This is a genomic window from Paenibacillus sp. J31R34, assembly GCF_059383715.1.
Window position 1 is genome coordinate 516,440 of record NZ_JBXENU010000001.1, and the last position, 16,308, is coordinate 532,747.

At 39.4% G+C, this 16,308-nt stretch carries 16 protein-coding genes and 2 pseudogenes; 14 read left to right on the forward strand and 4 right to left on the reverse strand.

Annotated features, from left to right (window positions below):
• Positions 1 to 78 precede the first annotated feature (78 nt).
• The 4 genes and pseudogenes from AC50YG_RS02145 to AC50YG_RS02160 all read left to right on the forward strand — a co-directional run.
• A complete protein-coding gene (locus tag AC50YG_RS02145; protein ID WP_341277974.1) occupies positions 79 to 408 on the forward strand; it encodes a PadR family transcriptional regulator in 330 nt (109 codons plus the stop codon).
• A gap of 14 nt (positions 409 to 422) precedes the next feature.
• Entirely contained in the window at positions 423 to 1,289 is an 867-nt protein-coding gene (locus AC50YG_RS02150; protein ID WP_494824375.1) for a pentapeptide repeat-containing protein, read from the forward strand.
• An 11-nt stretch (positions 1,290 to 1,300) separates the two neighbouring features.
• Positions 1,301 to 1,567: pseudogene (locus AC50YG_RS02155) on the forward strand (ATP-binding cassette domain-containing protein); the annotation flags it as partial.
• Positions 1,545 to 1,742 (forward strand): annotated as a pseudogene (locus tag AC50YG_RS02160) (ABC transporter permease); the annotation flags it as partial. The pseudogenes AC50YG_RS02155 and AC50YG_RS02160, both read left to right, overlap by 23 nt.
• Before the next feature lie 57 nt (positions 1,743 to 1,799).
• Here the strand turns inward: AC50YG_RS02160 and AC50YG_RS02165 are convergent.
• The 4 genes from AC50YG_RS02165 to AC50YG_RS02180 all read right to left on the reverse strand — a co-directional run bounded on the left by AC50YG_RS02165 (position 1,800) and on the right by AC50YG_RS02180 (position 5,984).
• Positions 1,800 to 2,333 carry a methylated-DNA--[protein]-cysteine S-methyltransferase gene (locus AC50YG_RS02165; RefSeq protein ID WP_494824377.1) on the reverse strand — a complete coding sequence of 178 codons (534 nt, stop codon included), beginning with the start codon at positions 2,331 to 2,333 and terminating at the stop codon, positions 1,800 to 1,802.
• A complete protein-coding gene (locus AC50YG_RS02170; protein ID WP_494824378.1) occupies positions 2,330 to 2,989 on the reverse strand; it encodes a bifunctional transcriptional activator/DNA repair enzyme AdaA in 660 nt (219 codons plus the stop codon). Before AC50YG_RS02170 ends, AC50YG_RS02165 begins: the two co-directional genes overlap by 4 nt.
• A gap of 256 nt (positions 2,990 to 3,245) precedes the next feature.
• Positions 3,246 to 4,841 carry a DUF1349 domain-containing protein gene (locus AC50YG_RS02175; RefSeq protein WP_494824380.1) on the reverse strand — a complete coding sequence of 532 codons (1,596 nt, stop codon included), beginning with the start codon at positions 4,839 to 4,841 and terminating at the stop codon, positions 3,246 to 3,248.
• A gap of 90 nt (positions 4,842 to 4,931) precedes the next feature.
• A complete protein-coding gene (locus AC50YG_RS02180; protein WP_494824382.1) occupies positions 4,932 to 5,984 on the reverse strand; it encodes a hypothetical protein in 1,053 nt (350 codons plus the stop codon).
• A gap of 344 nt (positions 5,985 to 6,328) precedes the next feature.
• Here AC50YG_RS02180 and AC50YG_RS02185 point away from each other — a divergent pair, with 344 nt between their 5' ends.
• The 10 genes from AC50YG_RS02185 (at position 6,329) to AC50YG_RS02230 (ending at position 16,286) form a co-directional block, all read left to right on the forward strand.
• Positions 6,329 to 7,501, forward strand: coding sequence for a nucleotidyltransferase domain-containing protein (locus AC50YG_RS02185; RefSeq protein ID WP_494824384.1), 1,173 nt, complete (start codon positions 6,329 to 6,331; stop codon positions 7,499 to 7,501).
• Positions 7,502 to 7,522: 21 nt separating this feature from the next.
• The gene (locus AC50YG_RS02190; protein ID WP_494824385.1) at positions 7,523 to 8,068 is read left to right on the forward strand and encodes an HAD-IIIA family hydrolase; all 546 of its coding nucleotides are present in this window, start codon (positions 7,523 to 7,525) and stop codon (positions 8,066 to 8,068) included.
• 40 nt (positions 8,069 to 8,108) lie between these two features.
• Entirely contained in the window at positions 8,109 to 9,059 is a 951-nt protein-coding gene (rfaD, locus tag AC50YG_RS02195) for an ADP-glyceromanno-heptose 6-epimerase (RefSeq protein WP_494824387.1), read from the forward strand.
• Positions 9,060 to 9,100: 41 nt separating this feature from the next.
• Positions 9,101 to 10,135: a hypothetical protein gene (locus AC50YG_RS02200; RefSeq protein ID WP_494824390.1), complete on the forward strand. Its 1,035-nt coding sequence runs from the start codon at positions 9,101 to 9,103 to the stop codon at positions 10,133 to 10,135.
• Between the two features lie 3 nt (positions 10,136 to 10,138).
• Positions 10,139 to 11,086 carry a ribose-phosphate diphosphokinase gene (locus AC50YG_RS02205; protein ID WP_494824392.1) on the forward strand — a complete coding sequence of 316 codons (948 nt, stop codon included), beginning with the start codon at positions 10,139 to 10,141 and terminating at the stop codon, positions 11,084 to 11,086.
• A 66-nt stretch (positions 11,087 to 11,152) separates the two neighbouring features.
• Positions 11,153 to 12,628: a PfkB family carbohydrate kinase gene (locus AC50YG_RS02210; protein ID WP_494824394.1), complete on the forward strand. Its 1,476-nt coding sequence runs from the start codon at positions 11,153 to 11,155 to the stop codon at positions 12,626 to 12,628.
• Between the two features lie 4 nt (positions 12,629 to 12,632).
• Complete coding sequence (locus tag AC50YG_RS02215; RefSeq protein ID WP_494824396.1) at positions 12,633 to 13,274, forward strand: HAD family hydrolase; 642 nt, start codon at positions 12,633 to 12,635, stop codon at positions 13,272 to 13,274.
• Positions 13,261 to 14,223, forward strand: a complete 963-nt coding sequence (locus AC50YG_RS02220) for an ADP-ribosylglycohydrolase family protein (protein WP_494824398.1) — start codon at positions 13,261 to 13,263, stop codon at positions 14,221 to 14,223. The genes AC50YG_RS02215 and AC50YG_RS02220 overlap by 14 nt, the downstream gene beginning before the upstream one ends.
• A 31-nt stretch (positions 14,224 to 14,254) precedes the next feature.
• The gene (locus tag AC50YG_RS02225) at positions 14,255 to 15,115 is read left to right on the forward strand and encodes a class II fructose-bisphosphate aldolase (RefSeq protein WP_494824399.1); all 861 of its coding nucleotides are present in this window, start codon (positions 14,255 to 14,257) and stop codon (positions 15,113 to 15,115) included.
• Positions 15,105 to 16,286: a glycosyltransferase family 9 protein gene (locus AC50YG_RS02230; protein WP_494824400.1), complete on the forward strand. Its 1,182-nt coding sequence runs from the start codon at positions 15,105 to 15,107 to the stop codon at positions 16,284 to 16,286. The genes AC50YG_RS02225 and AC50YG_RS02230 overlap by 11 nt, the downstream gene beginning before the upstream one ends.
• The last annotated feature ends 22 nt before the right edge of the window (positions 16,287 to 16,308 follow it).

Consider the following 16,308-nt stretch of genomic DNA (forward strand, 5'->3'; position numbering starts at 1 on the left):
AAACAAAGTATTTGATTGAAAATACTACCTTGACAGACATAGTAGTGTGCCGTATTATACAAATACGGAGATGATTATATGAGTGAGAGCAAAATTACATCCGACCTGCTGCGCGGACATACCGATACAATGATTTTACGGCTCTTATCCGAAGCTGACCGATACGGATACGAGATTGTCAAACTAATTGCCGAGCGCTCGGGCGGCGAGTATGAATTAAAGGAAGCCACGATGTACTCCAGTGTCCGGCGGCTTGAGGCAGACGGCGATATCGAGTGGTATTGGGGGGATGAATCGCAGGGCGGGCGGCGCAAGTATTTTAGGATTACCGATAAGGGCAAAGTGACTTACGACCGCAACAAAAGCAATTGGGAGTATTCGAAGCGCGTGCTAGAAAACTTATTATAAGGAGATGTGATGTGATGAATCAGAAATTGACCAGCTATTTGAATGGCGTGTTTACGCCATATGATGGAGTGAAAAGCGTCACCGAATTAAAGGCGGACCTGCACTCCGATTTGCAGGAGCGATATCATGATCTCAAAACCGAGGGCAAGGATGATGAAACAGCGTTTAACATGACCATTGAGAGCATCGGCGACATCGAACAAACGATAATGGAGGTCGCCAACCTCTCCCGCTCGTTGGAGCGGCAGGTGCTGACAAACCTTAGCGCAAGCAACTTGCAAATGAGCGACTTTGCTGGCGTTATTGCCCATAAAGGTCAATTTAAAGCTAGCGCATTGCGCGGTTCCGACTTTGCTGGCGCAGACTTGACCGGAAGCTCGTTTAAGAGCAGCGACGTACGTGAAGCCAATTTTGACGGTGCAAATTTGACGGACTGCATTCTATCGACCTCTGACCTTACGAATGTTAGCTTCAAGCAATCCATCCTTGTACGCACTACCTTCAGCATGTCTGGGCTGGACGGAGCAAAATTCACAGGTGTAAAACTGACCGACGTCACGTTAAGCAAGACCGACCTTAGAAAAACAATCTTTGAAGGCTGTTCCTTTAATGGCGTGGACTTCGAATATTCCGACCTGAGCGGGCTATGTCTGGATGGGCAGACCTTTATCGGCGTTAAGTTTGACAAAGCGGCATTAAACGAAGTTTCGTTTAGGGGCGCTACACTCAAAAATGTATCCTTCAAGTCTGCATTTTCCTTTTCGAAAAGGTATTTTCGTGCAATCCAATCGATCTGCTTTGACGGCGCAATGATGGATAAACTGACCTTTGCTGTGCTCAAAGGCATGGAGGCCGATTTATCAAAAGTTAAGGTGATATAAGGAGGGGAAATATGAAAAATAAGTCCATTCAAGTGATTGGAATGACAAAGTCCTACAAGCAGCAAAAAGTCCTAAAGGGCGTGGATTTCGAGGTGGAGGAGGGCAGTATTTTCGCCCTGCTCGGTTCTAATGGGGCCGGTAAGACAACGGTTGTCAAAATTCTAACTACGCTGCTCAAACTAGACAGCGGAACCGCCACAGTAAACGGATTCGATGTTGCGTCGAGCCCCGAGCATGTAAAGCAGGCTGAGCAGCTTGCCGACCGAATCGATGCCGTCGGCCGCTCGTGCCTTTGCCGAAAACCAGCCGGTGACCTCAATCGTGGAAGCCATCCGTGCGCTATTATCAGATCAACCGGTGGGTAACGATATATGGGTCGCGCTTGCGTGGTGCGTCGGAATTTTATTCGCAGCATATTTTTTAGCAATGTGGGTGTATAAGAAGCGGGTGTGAATTTCATTGATGCCGTGAATTTTCTAAATGCCGCTGCAGCAGCTTAGCTTAAAGCACCTAAGAGGTGCTTTTTATTTTGTAACCTTCCAACTGCAATAGCTTGGTTTTCATTTCTATTCCACCTCGATAGCCAGTGAGTGTCCCGTTTTTGCCGATAACACGATGGCAAGGAATGGTAATGAGTATCGGGTTCGCACCAATGGCTGCACCAACAGCTCGAACCGCCGCAGGTTTTTGAATATGGTTGGCAATATCCGAATAGGACCAGGTTTGCCCATATGGAATGCTGCAAAGAGCCTGCCATACTGCCTCTTGGAAAGGTGTTCCTTGAAATACGGCGGAAACCGTAAAGGTTTCAAGCGTTCCTTGCAAATATTGAGCCAGCTCAGCTTTATACGGAAGCAGCTTTTCATCATCCCGAATCAAAGGGCTATGCGGAAAACGCGACGCAGCCCATTTCGCTAACTCTTCATATGGCTGTTTCTGCGAACCTACAAAGCAAAGCCCTTCGATTGTAGCTGCAACGTGCAGGCTCCAATCTTCATAACTAAACAGCGACCAATATATGCCCCCGTTAAATGAATTCTTCATTTTGGATGATCTCCTTTATTTGTTGTAACTTCACCATTGTTATGCAACTGTCGGTAGCCTTCTGGTGTATGCCCGGTTTTCTGCTTGAACATGGTAATAAAATAAGGGGTATTAAGCAAGCCGACATATTCGCCTACTTCTGCAATTGGTGTAGGGGAAGAGAGGAGTATCGCCTTGGCTTTTTCGATTCTAATTTGCTGGATATAATCGACGGGGGTTTTGCCCGTTACTTTTTTGAACGTTCGGTGCAAATGATACGGTGTGCCATGACAAATGGATGCAAGGGTGGCAAGCGTTAGCTTATCTTTATATTGTCGATCAATATATTCGGTCACCATCGCGATCCATTCTTCATCAGGCAATCGTTGCCCTGTCGGCTTACATCGTTTACAGGGACGAAATTGGGCAGCCAACGCTTGCTCGGCAGTCAGAAAAAATCCGATATTCTCCCTGTTGGGCGGTCTAGATTTGCAGGACGGCCTGCAAAAAATACCCGTCGTTTTGACAGCGTAATAAAATTGACCGTCATATGAAGGGTCATTGCCTAAGATGGCTCGCCATTGTTCATTAGACACAGGCGCGGGCGGGATGGACTCGTCCTTATAGCGCAGGCTGTCAGAAATCTGATCCGGATTCGCTTTCCATTCGTCGGACATTGTCGTTCACCTCTAAGGTTAGTATAACCGTTAATGGGGGTATATGTGTGCAATCTGGAATGTAATAGCAAGATAACGAAATCCTGAGGTATGATTTATACAGCTATTTCAACCAAACGAGTTGGTTTTGGTAATAGGTCTGCCCGGAGGTGAAAGCAATTCAACAGTGAGGGTATTAATGCAAAAAAACAACAGCAATAATAGGGCAGCCAGTAAAACTGGCTGCCCTAATTTTCATAAAATCTGTATCACAGATTCAGCTGCTTGCCTGACCCGACTTTTTAATACTGTCAATTAAGAGGGGGAGTAGCTTGCTCTCTTGGATTTTTATTGTATAAATATGCTTAAGAATGATATCGACATTTTGTTGGTTTTTACTGATTCTATTTTTTAACTGTGCATTTCTGCATATTAATGATAATCTTTCTAGTTCTTTATATCCCTCATATAGAAATTCAAATACATTATCAGCTATAACGCCATTACGCTGCAAATGAGCTAGTCTCATTAACATAAGCTTTTTATGTTCATAGACGACATGAAGGGGACGAATATCTTTCTGATGAGAAGAAAAATTTTCGATTAAGCTATCATACGCATTTAATCCATATACGATATTTGGCTCGTAATTTCTGTTGGCAGACAAGCAGGAGAAAAAATCTATCGAGTTAAGATGAGCCTCGAGCTGTTTTTTTATCATATATGTATTTAATTCATAATTGTAGTAATGGTGAACACGGAGTAATATTACATTGCTTTCTTTATGCCTAATGAAGGCATGTCTAAAATCTGTAAATGTGAGCATACCTATTCGGAAAATATTTCCTTCTGCATAGCCTGCTATATCAAAAGTCTCATCTGCACGATTGTAGCCAAATAATAAATTTGAATGCGCCCGAAAATATTTTTTATAAGCTCTGCGACCCGGCACAAACATCTCATTTAAGTCTAAATCCACATAATTTCCGTCATCAATAAAACTAATCATGAGTTCAACGATGTCGATTTTGTTTTTTTCAAGCTTTTCAATTAAGGTGTACTCTAAGTACTGTGTCATGAGATAGGGGCAATAAGCAAAAAAATGTCTATCTTTATGTAGTCCGACATTAAAATCAAAGGGTATTTGGTGTATTTTAAAGTCCTTATAACTATACAATTGAATATAGTTGGAGCAGTACCAACTAAGAAAAGCGTTATCTGCAGGAGAGCATGAAGCCAAGCCCATGTAGGCTCCGGGATTAAAGTTGAAAGGTACTGTTCTTGTGAAGCTCCACTTTTCCTTGTCATTACCACAATATAGATTGATTTGATCACCGCAGCACTCCATTTTCAACCATATAGGAGGGTTTATATCGCTTACCAATTCGAATGTGGTTTCATCCCCATTAGAATCTCTGCTCTGGATAACAACACCGTTCACGGAGGGGGTGGCGAATAGAAACAAATATTTTGCATCAGGGGCCAGGCTCTCTCTTAACATCAAACCGGCCTTCGACCAGACAGAAGTTCTTTTTATGCGCTCAATTTTAACTTCTAATCCATTGTGACCCGATAGGCTGGTATGGATAAAGTTGAAACTGTCTCGTAGACCGCTGATGTCTCCTTCATGGCAAAAAGCATGGTTCAAATGTTGAAGGGCAAAAGATTTTTGATCGTTTTGTAGACTATGATCATCGGATATGGTGGATTGAAACCACGCAGCATGTTGGCTAGGAGGAATCACATTAAGATCTTTAAAACTAATATTTGGACTATCATGCATATAATTCTCCAAAAGTATTGAAGAAATATATGCATGATAGGAATAGGAATTGAAAATGTTATCAATTTGAAATGGCAGTTGCTTTTTCAATTCTTTATCCTCCTATGATAGTTAATAAATAAGTAAGATAAATATATTGTAGTGGTATTACTATTCTAAATACAACCTTATAAATTATTGTTATCTGTATCCCCGATTGAAAGTATAACCTTTCTCTATCAAGTTAATGAATTGATCGATCACTGTTTCCTCACTAGTTTTGATCTCATTGAGATGATACAGGATACGATTCAATATTCGGTTGTTCATGGTCAGATTATATTTTAAAACGAGGTTCTTGACGATGATGGATTGCTCTAGAATGGAAGTAAACGTTTTCAAAATATCATCTGCATGGCTCACATGATTATAATGAATCATATACTTGATTCGTTGTACCATCATATTTTTATGTTCCCATATTGTATGGAAAATCCGTATATCTATTTGTTTTTTGAGCATTTTAATGTCTTTTTGCAAGTATTGTAAAATAGGCTCATATACCGACATCCCGTAGATCCACCAGTCGTTTGGAGGATTCAGTGCCCGATAATGTAGAGAAGAGTTGGAGCTATAACGATATTCTTTTAATGATTGTATGACAAGCTGCAGGTCAAAAGGGTAGTGGAAGTCGTGATCAAATTCTAATACATAGATATATTCTCTGATGGGATTCGACTTATCGCACTGTTGGAACGCAGTGTTAAGCTCCTCAAAACCCACCTCATGTGTACCGAAAACTCGTTTGGAATTGTAACCCACAACAACTGCTTTTTGTTCTTGTCGATTGTACCCAATGATTAGCATCTCGTGAGGTAATGAATATTTTTTATTATAGGCTTGCTTGTCTGGTATGTAGTATTCGTCTATATACATGTAGATATAGCCATTCTTGTCTATAGAATTGCATATAAAATTTATTAAGTTCCCATCATATTTCTCAATAAAGCTATAATGGATTTTTTGAAACTGGATGAAGGGACAACTCAGAAATAGACGATCCCATTCAAAATAGGAATTGTAGAAGGTGAAAAATTTGCCCTCAGGAAAATTGCCGGAACATATGAGTTGAATGTAGTTGCTGAAAAACCAAGCTTCCGCTTTCTGGTACTGCAGGGCAATGGCAAGTGGGTAAGCATTGCAAAGGTAGCCATAAATAGGGGGGACGGCTATAGGGAGAGTATGTTTATTCAATTGGACCACCTCCAGATAGATATTCTATACATTAAAAATTAGGTAAAAAATTTCTAAAGAAATCCTTTCGCATCATAATATACTAATAATATGTGAATGTAAACAGCTATAATGAAACCCATTTCATGAAACTTGTTTCTGATTAATTGAGAATATAAATTCTTGAAATAATCCTCAAGGTGCTCATTCTTACTTGATAACAAAGATCCGATCTATGCATTTATCATCTAAAAATACATATTGTATCTAATTATACAAAAGAGTATTGTTTTTTAAAGAAAAAAATACTATATTAGTTCTCAATTCAATCATTTGGAGAAACCGACAATCCGTGAGGTGAGGATATGCCACTCGAACTATTGAAGTTTGTTACTACACGTCTTGAAAAATATTCCAATATTAGTTTGTATCTTGTTGGGAGTGCGGCCTATGAAGGATATAATCCAGACTGGAGTGACTTGGATATTGTAGTATTTTCTGAAGATAGAGATGTTGCTTTGTTGAAGGAATTGAATTTTATTATGGAGGAAGCAAATAGCAGATATAAAGGTGTAATGGCTGGGGGAGGGGACCAAATCCTCGATCTCATTCCTATTTTTAAGCAGGACTATCATGCAGTTACCGATTCTGAGTTTTATTTTGCTGAGAAGTATAGAATTATTGCTTTTACACTTGAAATTGTTATGCATGGTAAGTTGCTATACGGTCTAAATCGTATTGAATGGCTAAAGAATGCTTATTTTAAATTAAGTCGTGAAATGATTGGAAATGTTTTCTTGCAGAGCTGTTATGATCGTATTAATCTCTACCACAATATTTATGAACCCATTTCTAGCCAGCGAGGTTCAGTTAATCAGTATGCGCCGCATGGGAAATATAAAGTTATCCCGCTTTTATATATTCAATTGGTAAGAACACTACTTTTAGTGAAACACGGGATTCCAGTGAATAAGAGTGAAGCGGTTTTAAAGTTTCGATCGATATATCCTCATATTTTCCCGCAAATAGATTCAGCTTTTAAACTTAGAGAAGCTTGGAATTCTAATTCCAAGTTAGAGGAATTAACGTTCATAGCAGAGGGGCTTCCTCCTGTATTGGAATGGTTTATGGATCAAACCAAGCAGGATTGCGACCTTGATAACATGATTTTTTTACGCGGAAGAAAATCATGGCATTATCGTGATGGGGATAGAGAGCGCATTCGAAAATTTTTGAACGAAAATAAATTATCATACATACAAATAAATCCTTTTTTATATTTTGAGGAATCGAAAGAAATTGTATTTTTGGAATTGAAAAATGAAATTATTGCTTTGGCATTGCTAGAATACGGAACCAGCGATTTGCAAGTTCATACGATTAAATCTTTATCTCCAGCGGGCTACCAAGTACTTGATTATTATCTTTATCACAGAGCAAACGAAAAAAATAAGAAACTCACTCTAAATACTTGTCCGTTTACACATGAGTATGCTGTTTATCTAAAGTGGATTAATAAAAATCAAAAGGTTACTTGAACTAAATATGGAGTTGATGAAATGAGAAAAATGCCTGCATTAAAGGACATTGAGGCAGTATTTATTGATAGAGACGGAACAATTGGAGGTACAGGACATTTTATACATCCTCGGGAATTTACTCCTTTCCCATTTGCTGAAACTGCAATTAAGCTTTTGAAAGAACATAATATAAAGATATTTGCTTTTACTAATCAGCATCGTATCTCCACAGGCAGGGCCTCGATTGGTGATTTTGAGAATGAGTTTAGAAGTATGGGGTTTGATGGCGAATATATTTGCCCACACGGGCAGCAGGAGACATGTCATTGTAAAAAGCCTTCCCCTGGTATGTTATATCAAGCAGCAGAAAACTTTCAACTCAATTTGAATTATTGTATTGTCATCGGAGATGTTGGATCAACCGACATGCTAGCTGCTCACGCAGCTGGCTGCAGTAAAATACTTGTGAGAACAGGTTGGGGAGAAGAGTCTTTAAATGCTTACAGAACAGCATGGCTGGAAACGGAACCGGACTACATTGCAGATAACCTTTTAGAAGCGGTGAAGTATATCGTTCATGATTGACGTTCTAGTTTTATTCGGATAATAAGGATGGGTGTTTGAAATGTTTGTCGTTACTGGAGGAGCGGGATTTATTGGAAGCAATCTTGTTAAAGGTTTGAATGAAGCGGGTTATGAAAATATATTAATTGTGGATTGGCTTGAAAGCGGTAATAAGTACAAAAACCTAAACTCATTGAAATTTTGCGATGTTATTGATCCGGTTCAATTTAGAGAAAAAATAATTCGGAATGATGTATTGCATATACAAGGCATTTTCCATCAAGGAGCATGTGCAAATACGCTTGAAACCAATGCAGATTTAATGCTGGAACGAAATTATCACTACAGTAAGGATGTGTTGCATTATTGCATCCGTCAGCATGTTCCTTTGATTTATGCTTCCTCAGCTGCAGTTTATAATACTTCTACCCATGATTTTAAGGAAAATGAGCAAAATGAAGGTTATCTCAATGCCTATGGTGCTTCGAAACTTTTATTTGATAATTATGTAAGACGTATGCTCCCTCAGACTCAATCCCAAATAGTAGGGCTCAGATATTTTAACGTGTTTGGACCACGGGAAAATCACAAACAAAAGATGGCATCAATGATTTTTCAAATGTATCACCAACTACGTAATAACGGAGTGATCAACTTATTTGGAGCAGCAGGCGGATTTCAACCAGGCGAACAGCGAAGGGACTTTATTTATGTAAAAGATGTTGTGAAAGTAAATCTGTTTCTATTAGAGAACCCTGGAGTCCGCGGCATCTTCAATTGTGGGTCAGGAATGGCGACGAGCTTCAATGAAGTGGCCAATGAGCTTATTCGGCAAATAGGGAAAGGGAGCATAAGATATATTGATTTTCCCGAGCATTTAGGTGATAAATATCAATTTTTCACAAAATCTATCAACGAAAATTTGGTGAATAACGGGTATCAGGATGGCTTCACTCCTTTAAAGGGTGCGGTTGAGGACTATGTCTATTACTTGCAGCATCATGTTGGTTAAATTAAATGGATAAAATTGCATGAATGAAAGGATGAGATATAATGTCTCAAGTTTCTAGACAAGCTATTGTATCAAATTTGGATTGTTCTATCAGTCTAATCGTAAATAATGAAAAACTATTTGAAAAAATAATAAACAAAATGCTTTTAAGCTATTCAGTTGTTAAAACCATTAATAAAATCAGCGATTGGAATATTCGTGTCGAGTTGGTCCAAACTCCATTCACTCCTTTGAATGCAGAAAAATTTCAACTTCATTTTATTGAGCACGGTGAGGTAGCTTCCATTTTGGTAAAAGAAAACAGTCTTCACATATGGAAGAAAGAAGAGTTTTTACTCGAAAGAACTGGAAATGATATTTATATTAAAGGAAGCGACCTTACAATTATCTATGAATTAGTAAGAAAAGCAATTAGGCAATTGTTTACTTTTGAACTAGAGAAAGGGAAGGGACTCCGTCTCCATGCCAGCTCATTTGAGTATAAGGAAAATGGTATTGCATTTCTTGGTCACAAAGGGGCAGGAAAGACTACAGCTCTATTAACAATGATAGCTCATAAAGAGGCATCTTATATAACAAATGATGTTTTGGAAGTAAGGCCGAAAAGCGATGCTTTACAAATTAACGGCTGGCCAACAATATGTCTCATTGGACGAGGAACATTGCATTCTATTCGACGTTATTCCGGCTTACTTCCTGAGGAGATAAACGCCCATGATTCAAGCAAGCCTAAAATAGCAATATCGATGGAGGATATTGAAAAGGCTTTGGATACCCGTATGACAGCAGTTTCGACGCTGAAGCTAATCGGGTATCCCCAAGTGAATTTGAAGCAAGCAAACTCGGAAATAAAGGTGCTCGATCGAAGTGAGGGCCTGAGTAGAATAGGTGAGCATATCATTGATGAGGATAAAGACCATCCTGATTGGCTGCTTTTACGCACTGAAGGCGAAAATATGAAGAAAAATGACTTGGATTCTTTGTTTAATAATGTAGAATTTTTCGAAATCATATTAGGCTCGGATTCCGATGCTGCTTATTTGATCATTAGGAGCTTTTTAGAAAAGGTGGTTTAAACAATGTTTCATGAAGTTAAGATTTTTTCTGGTTCATCCAATCCAGAGCTGGCTCGAAAAATATGCTCTTTCTTGAATCAACCTATAGGAGAAGTGAAATTATCCCGATTCAAAAATGGAGAAATTTATGTCAATTATGAGGAAGGTGTGCGCAATCATGATGTGTATATTATTCAGTCCCTTTCGTACCCAGTCAATGATTATCTGATTGAACTTCTCATCATGATTGACGCGGCCAGGCGTGCTTCAGCAAAAACAGTTAATGTTGTTATTCCGTATTTCGGGTATGCGCGCCAGGAGAGAAAAACTGCGCCGCGTGAACCGATTACAGCTAAGATGGTCTCAGATATTTTATCCAATGTAGGGGCCAATCGTGTGATTACATTAGATCTGCATTCTCCTGTTATTCAGGGTTTTTTTAATATCCCTGTCGATCATTTAACAGCTATAGATTTATTTAGCGAATATATTCAAAATGAAAATCTTGTTAATCCCATAATTGTATCACCAGATGCAGGTCGGGCAGAGGTTGCTGAAAAACTAGCTAATTCTCTTCATTGCTCCTTTGCAATAATGATAAAAAAAAGACCCCTTCACAACCAGTCAGTAATCACCCATATTATTGGAGATGTAGAAGGCTGCACGCCAATCATAATTGAAGACTTGATCGATACCGGCTCAACGATTGTTAATGTAGTAAATGGACTAAAACAGCGCGGGGCAAATAAGGCATATGTTTGTGCAACACACGCCCTGTTCTCAGGTGAGGCACTGCGGTTGTTAGACCAAGAAAATATTGCAGAAGTCGTGGTTACAGATTCTATAGCTGTTCCAGACGAGGCGCCACATTGGCTTAAAACAATATCTGTGTCGAGGCTGTTAGCAGAGGCAATTCGAACGAATATATGCGGTGGATCAATTAGCGAATTATTTAATATAAAAAAAGTCTAATCAAAATTGTTATTATTTGTTTTATTAATTAAATACTAATTAATGAAATGATAAGGGGGATCGTGCTTGAGCCAAACTAGGAGAATAATAGAAGCTATGCAGGAATCAGGGCCTTTCAAAATTATCGTTGTAGGGGATCTTATACTAGACCAGTATACATATGGAAATGCTACAAGAATTTCTCCAGAGTCCCCCGTGCCTATTTTTCACACTCAAAGAGAAGAATTTTTACCTGGAGGAGCCGCTAATGTAGCTGCAATTTTGCGTAAATTGGGATGCAATGTGCTTGTAGGTGGATATGTTGGTCAGGATGAAGAGGGGAAAAAATTAAATTCAATGATCAATGATTTGGGTATGAATGGTTCTGGTGTTGGACGCTTTTCAAGAAGTACAACAAATAAAAATAGAATTATTGAGGGAAATAGACAAGTCTTGCGAGTGGATAAAGAAAGCTGCAGTGATATTGATGAAAATGAGCAATTAGATTTAATTCACTGGATAACAGGCTGCTTGCAAGAACATGCTGATGTTAAGGCCATAATCATTTCTGATTATGGTAAAGGAGTATGCACATCACAGGTGGTTCAAACGATAATAAAGTTATCAAGACAGTATGATAAACCCGTAATTATTGATCCTAAGGGGACAGACTGGACCAAGTATGCCGGAGCGTATTGTATCACGCCCAATCGAAAGGAAATACTAGAGGCATTGAAATCGGAAGCCTCCATTTGTGATTCTGAATACTTCAAGGAAATTGATAAATTAAGAAGAAATCTTGGCGTTGAAAATATATTGGTTACACAATCTGAGCAGGGCATGTACCTGTTGAATGATGAACCGACAAGACACTTATCAGCTACTGCATCTAAGATTATTGATGTCACAGGTGCTGGAGATATCGTTGTAGCCACGCTGACATTTATGATTAGTTGTGAACTACCGTTACTAGATGCTCTTACTGCAGCTAATATTGCGGCAGGATTATCAATTAGTAAACATGAAGCAAGAGCCGTTCATATTAATGAACTATTGAAAGCGCTTTATGAGATGGAAGGCGAACAAAATAAAATTGTTGACATGAAGGAACTCTCCATTTGGCTGAAATGTTGGAGAGCGAATAATGAGAAGATTGTTTTTACAAATGGATGCTTTGATCTGCTCCATGCCGGACATCTTAAATGTTTGAAACAAGCACGAGTGTTAGGGGATAGGCTGGTGGTTGCTTTGAATGCAGACGAATCTGTAAAAAGCATTAAAGGACTTACACGCCCCATCAACAGTCAAACGGAGCGAGCGGAGCTTTTAAGCGCATTAAGTATAGTTGATGCTGTAGTGATCTTTAATAGTAAAACCCCCTTAAAGCTCATTCAGCAAATCGAACCGGATGTTATTGTTAAAGGTGGTGATTATAGCATAAATGAGATTGTAGGCCGGGAATATGCTGCAAGTGTAGAGCTAATTGAATATGAAAGCGAGTATTCTACAACTAATATCATCGATAGAATTATTCAAATTAATGAAAGATGTATGGAGGTATAACTGAATGAGGAGCCGTTTTAGATCGAAGATGAATAGTTCGGAAGAGGCGGCAGCCATGATTTTTGATTGTGATGGAACTCTTGCGGATACAATGACAGCTCATGAGATGGCGTATGCTTATGCATTCCATAAACATGGTATAGAATTCGATCGTATTTTATTTCACAAGTATGCGGGTAGTGGTGGCAAAAGAATGCTTCAGGTGCTAACAGATGGAAATAGTGGGGTGGATATTTCTCAGCTGCACCAAGATAAAAAAGCAATATTTGATCATTTTGCTGACCAATACGTCATTGCGAATTCAGCTTTATTATACGAGCTGCGATTTCGTTTTCGCAGAAAATACAGAATTGCGCTGGCCTCTAATGGATCAAAGCAATCGGTCTTCAAAATACTTAATCTGTTAAATGTCGTCGATCTGTTTGATGTCATCGTTACTGGTGACGAAGTGAGACATTCCAAGCCGCATCCAGAAATTTATTTGAAAGCAGCACAATTATTGGATGTAGATCCTTCCGACTGTCTTGCTTTTGAGGATACAACAATTGGACTAGAGGCCGCTGCTAGGGCTAATATGCGTACAATCAAAATTCGAATAAAGAAACAACATTCACATAATCTGTGGAGGAGCCATGAGGACTGTTGATCAAATCACTTCTGGGTTGCTGTCCCTTGCATGTGGTGATGCACTCGGCGTCTTAGGTGTTGGGTACAATTTTGAGACACTACTTCAAGCCTATGGTTCAGTACCGACAGTGCTGCTTGAACCCATTCCTTCGTCGCCGGCTCGTACGAAATGGAAATATGCTGAAGTTACAGATGATACCTATCAAACATTGATGATAGCAGAAACTCTTGTAGCTTGCCATTCTATTAATCGAATTGAACTGGTTGACCGTCTTTTGTCTTTACCGCATCGTTACATGAAGAATGACTCCTCAAGTGGCCGCTTGCGAGTCAATCCAGACCCTTTCTTGAACCGCCTCTCAGTCTCTTGTGGTGGAGTAATGAGGATTTCTCCGATTGGAATGGTATTCACTATAAATGATCGAGCCCGATTAATTACCGAGGTACTGCAAGCAACGCAAATTACACATAACAGCCGATCAAGCATCGCTGGAGCATTAGCCATTGCATTTGCAATTAGTGCCATGCTTGAAGGGCATAAACAATATGAAGTCATTGAGTTCGCTATACAGGGGGCGTTCGAGGCACATAAATTTGGATATGGAGAGGAAGATGGCGATCCACCTTTGTGGAAAGAGATTGAACATGCATGTTGTATTGGTCATGATAGTTTTCGGTCTACTAATCGTTTCTACGAGGACTTTGGGGAGAAAGTTACGGAAGCAGTTCCCTTTGCATTAGCTGTATCAGCTAGTTGTTGGGATGCGAAGCTTGGTATTGAAACTGCAATCTCATATGGTGGGGATTCAGATACGATTTGTTCCATTGTAGGTGTATTATGCGGAACTCATACACCAGAATCGTTGCCCCTACATATCTGCCGCTATGTAAAAGAAACGGAGCGGATAATAAGATTAGCACAGGAGTTAGGGGGGCTTCGAGTAGGACTGACAACTCTTAATCAGTGAGTATAGTTAGATAAGAAGGAAGGCGAAGATTATGCCGCTAATATCAGCCCAACCTATTTTAAAGCATGCCAAATCGAAAGGATATGCGGTTGGCGCTTTCAATATTCATACGTTGGAAATGCTGCTTGCCATTGAAGAAGCAGTAAAAGAAACGAAGGCTCCTGTCATAATACAGACATCAGAAGGAACGATTAAGCATCTTGGAATGGACTATATCGTCGCAGCTGTTAAAAGTGCAGCTAAAAAATTGACAGTGCCGATTGCCTTACATTTGGATCATGCAACTAATTTTGATCTCATTATGGCCTGTATTCGTGCTGGCTACACCTCTGTTATGGTGGACGCCTCAACTCAATCATTTGATGAGAATGTGTACATTACGAAAAAAGTAGTAGAGGTTTCATCGTATTTTGATGTATGTGTTGAGGCGGAGCTTGGGGAAATTCGTTCTGAAGGAGAAGGGGGGGAGTCGCTGCTTGTAGAAGTGAATGATTGTATTAAATTCGTGCAAAAAACTCAAGTTCATGCACTAGCTCCGGCAATTGGAACAGTGCATGGTATTCATGATCAAGAGCCTGCAATTGATTTTGAGCGTCTTCGACTGCTTGCTTCCCATTTACCATTGCCATTAGTTTTACATGGTGGATCTGGAGTTAGTGATTCTCAAATAAGAAAATGTATTACATGTGGTATTAGTAAAATAAATGTTTCAAGTGAATTGAAGCGTATTTATTCTAAAGAAATTTTACGCAAGATGTTAACTCAGCCGGATTGCTATGACCCTAGAATGTACTTAATGTCAGCTAAAGAGGCTGTGAGGATAAAAGTAACGGAAAAAATCAAGGCTTTTGGCTCTCATGGAAAAGGGGATACTTTTAGCAATGCTACCTAGAAAACTTGCAAATAAATGGTACTACATGGATACGTTATTACGAAATGTATTATCTTTTTGCGAGAATTTTTATTCGATTAAAAAGAGCAGGAAGCGACTGCTTTTAGTTCGTTTGGATGCAATCGGAGATTGCATACTGTGGCTGGATGCTCTTTCAGCATACAGAAATATATTTCCTGAAGATAAATATGAAATAACCCTTATTTGTGATCGAGAGTGTGAAGAAGTTTTTTCTTCAAATCTATTCATAAGCAACATCATTGCTATTAATCGAAATTTATTTAATCAGTCTATACGTTATCGATTCAAAGTATTGTTTTGTATTTGGCGAAGTCAATTCGATATTGTCATTAATCCCATGTATTCCAGGGAATTTTCATATTCAGATGCAATTGTTAGAATGGCAGCTTCAAAGCTGAGCATTGGATTCGAAGGAGATACAAACAATATCACGGAACAGCAACGAGCTATTTCAAACCGATGGTACACACAATTAATTCAAAGCTCTGAAAAACAGTTAATGGAGCTGCGACGAAATGCAGAATTTGTAAGAGCTCTAGGAGATACATCATTTCAGTCATCCATTCAGGTTATGAGAAAAGATCCAGTTGATGCTAGCAGCTATCCGGAAATTGGTTCATCTCCATACTATGTTTTATTTCCTGGAAGCAGAAGGCCGATTAAACAGTGGCCCTTTGATCGCTATCTAGAGGTGGCAGCAAAAATTCATGAAAAAACGGGCTGGCTTGGTGTGATTTGTGGAGGGGAGAAGGAAGAGAAATGGTTGGAAGGAAAGCAATTGAATAATATCCCCCCCTTAGTATCTTATGTTGGAAAAACCAGTTTGTCTGATCTAACGAATATCATTGGAAATGCTCAAATGATCGTTACGAATGATTCGAGTGCTGTTCATATTGCGGAGGCAGTGAGAACATCGGCCGTGTGTATTGTTGGCGGATTTCACCCTCATCGGTTTTTGCCTTATGATCCGGAAAATAAAACTAACCAGCCGGTGACAAAAGTTGTGATGAAAAATTGGGAATGTTTTGGCTGCAACTGGAACTGTGTTTACCCAGTTGGTGAAGAGGAGCCCGGGCCATGTATTTCTTGCATCCAAGTCGATGAAGTGTGGAGTAAAGTATCTCAAATAATTGACGAGTCGATCGGTTAGCTAATATCGTTGGAGGCTCTGT

Coding starts and splice junctions, on each gene's coding strand:
- AC50YG_RS02145 (WP_341277974.1), top strand. CDS start 79: ATGAGTGAGAGCAAAATTACATCCGACCTGCTGCGCGGACATACCGAT.
- AC50YG_RS02150 (WP_494824375.1), top strand. CDS start 423: ATGAATCAGAAATTGACCAGCTATTTGAATGGCGTGTTTACGCCATAT.
- AC50YG_RS02165 (WP_494824377.1), bottom strand. CDS start 2,333: ATGAAGAATTCATTTAACGGGGGCATATATTGGTCGCTGTTTAGTTAT.
- AC50YG_RS02170 (WP_494824378.1), bottom strand. CDS start 2,989: ATGTCCGACGAATGGAAAGCGAATCCGGATCAGATTTCTGACAGCCTG.
- AC50YG_RS02185 (WP_494824384.1), top strand. CDS start 6,329: ATGCCACTCGAACTATTGAAGTTTGTTACTACACGTCTTGAAAAATAT.
- AC50YG_RS02190 (WP_494824385.1), top strand. CDS start 7,523: ATGAGAAAAATGCCTGCATTAAAGGACATTGAGGCAGTATTTATTGAT.
- rfaD (WP_494824387.1), top strand. CDS start 8,109: ATGTTTGTCGTTACTGGAGGAGCGGGATTTATTGGAAGCAATCTTGTT.
- AC50YG_RS02200 (WP_494824390.1), top strand. CDS start 9,101: ATGTCTCAAGTTTCTAGACAAGCTATTGTATCAAATTTGGATTGTTCT.
- AC50YG_RS02205 (WP_494824392.1), top strand. CDS start 10,139: ATGTTTCATGAAGTTAAGATTTTTTCTGGTTCATCCAATCCAGAGCTG.
- AC50YG_RS02215 (WP_494824396.1), top strand. CDS start 12,633: ATGAGGAGCCGTTTTAGATCGAAGATGAATAGTTCGGAAGAGGCGGCA.
- AC50YG_RS02220 (WP_494824398.1), top strand. CDS start 13,261: ATGAGGACTGTTGATCAAATCACTTCTGGGTTGCTGTCCCTTGCATGT.
- AC50YG_RS02225 (WP_494824399.1), top strand. CDS start 14,255: ATGCCGCTAATATCAGCCCAACCTATTTTAAAGCATGCCAAATCGAAA.
- AC50YG_RS02230 (WP_494824400.1), top strand. CDS start 15,105: ATGCTACCTAGAAAACTTGCAAATAAATGGTACTACATGGATACGTTA.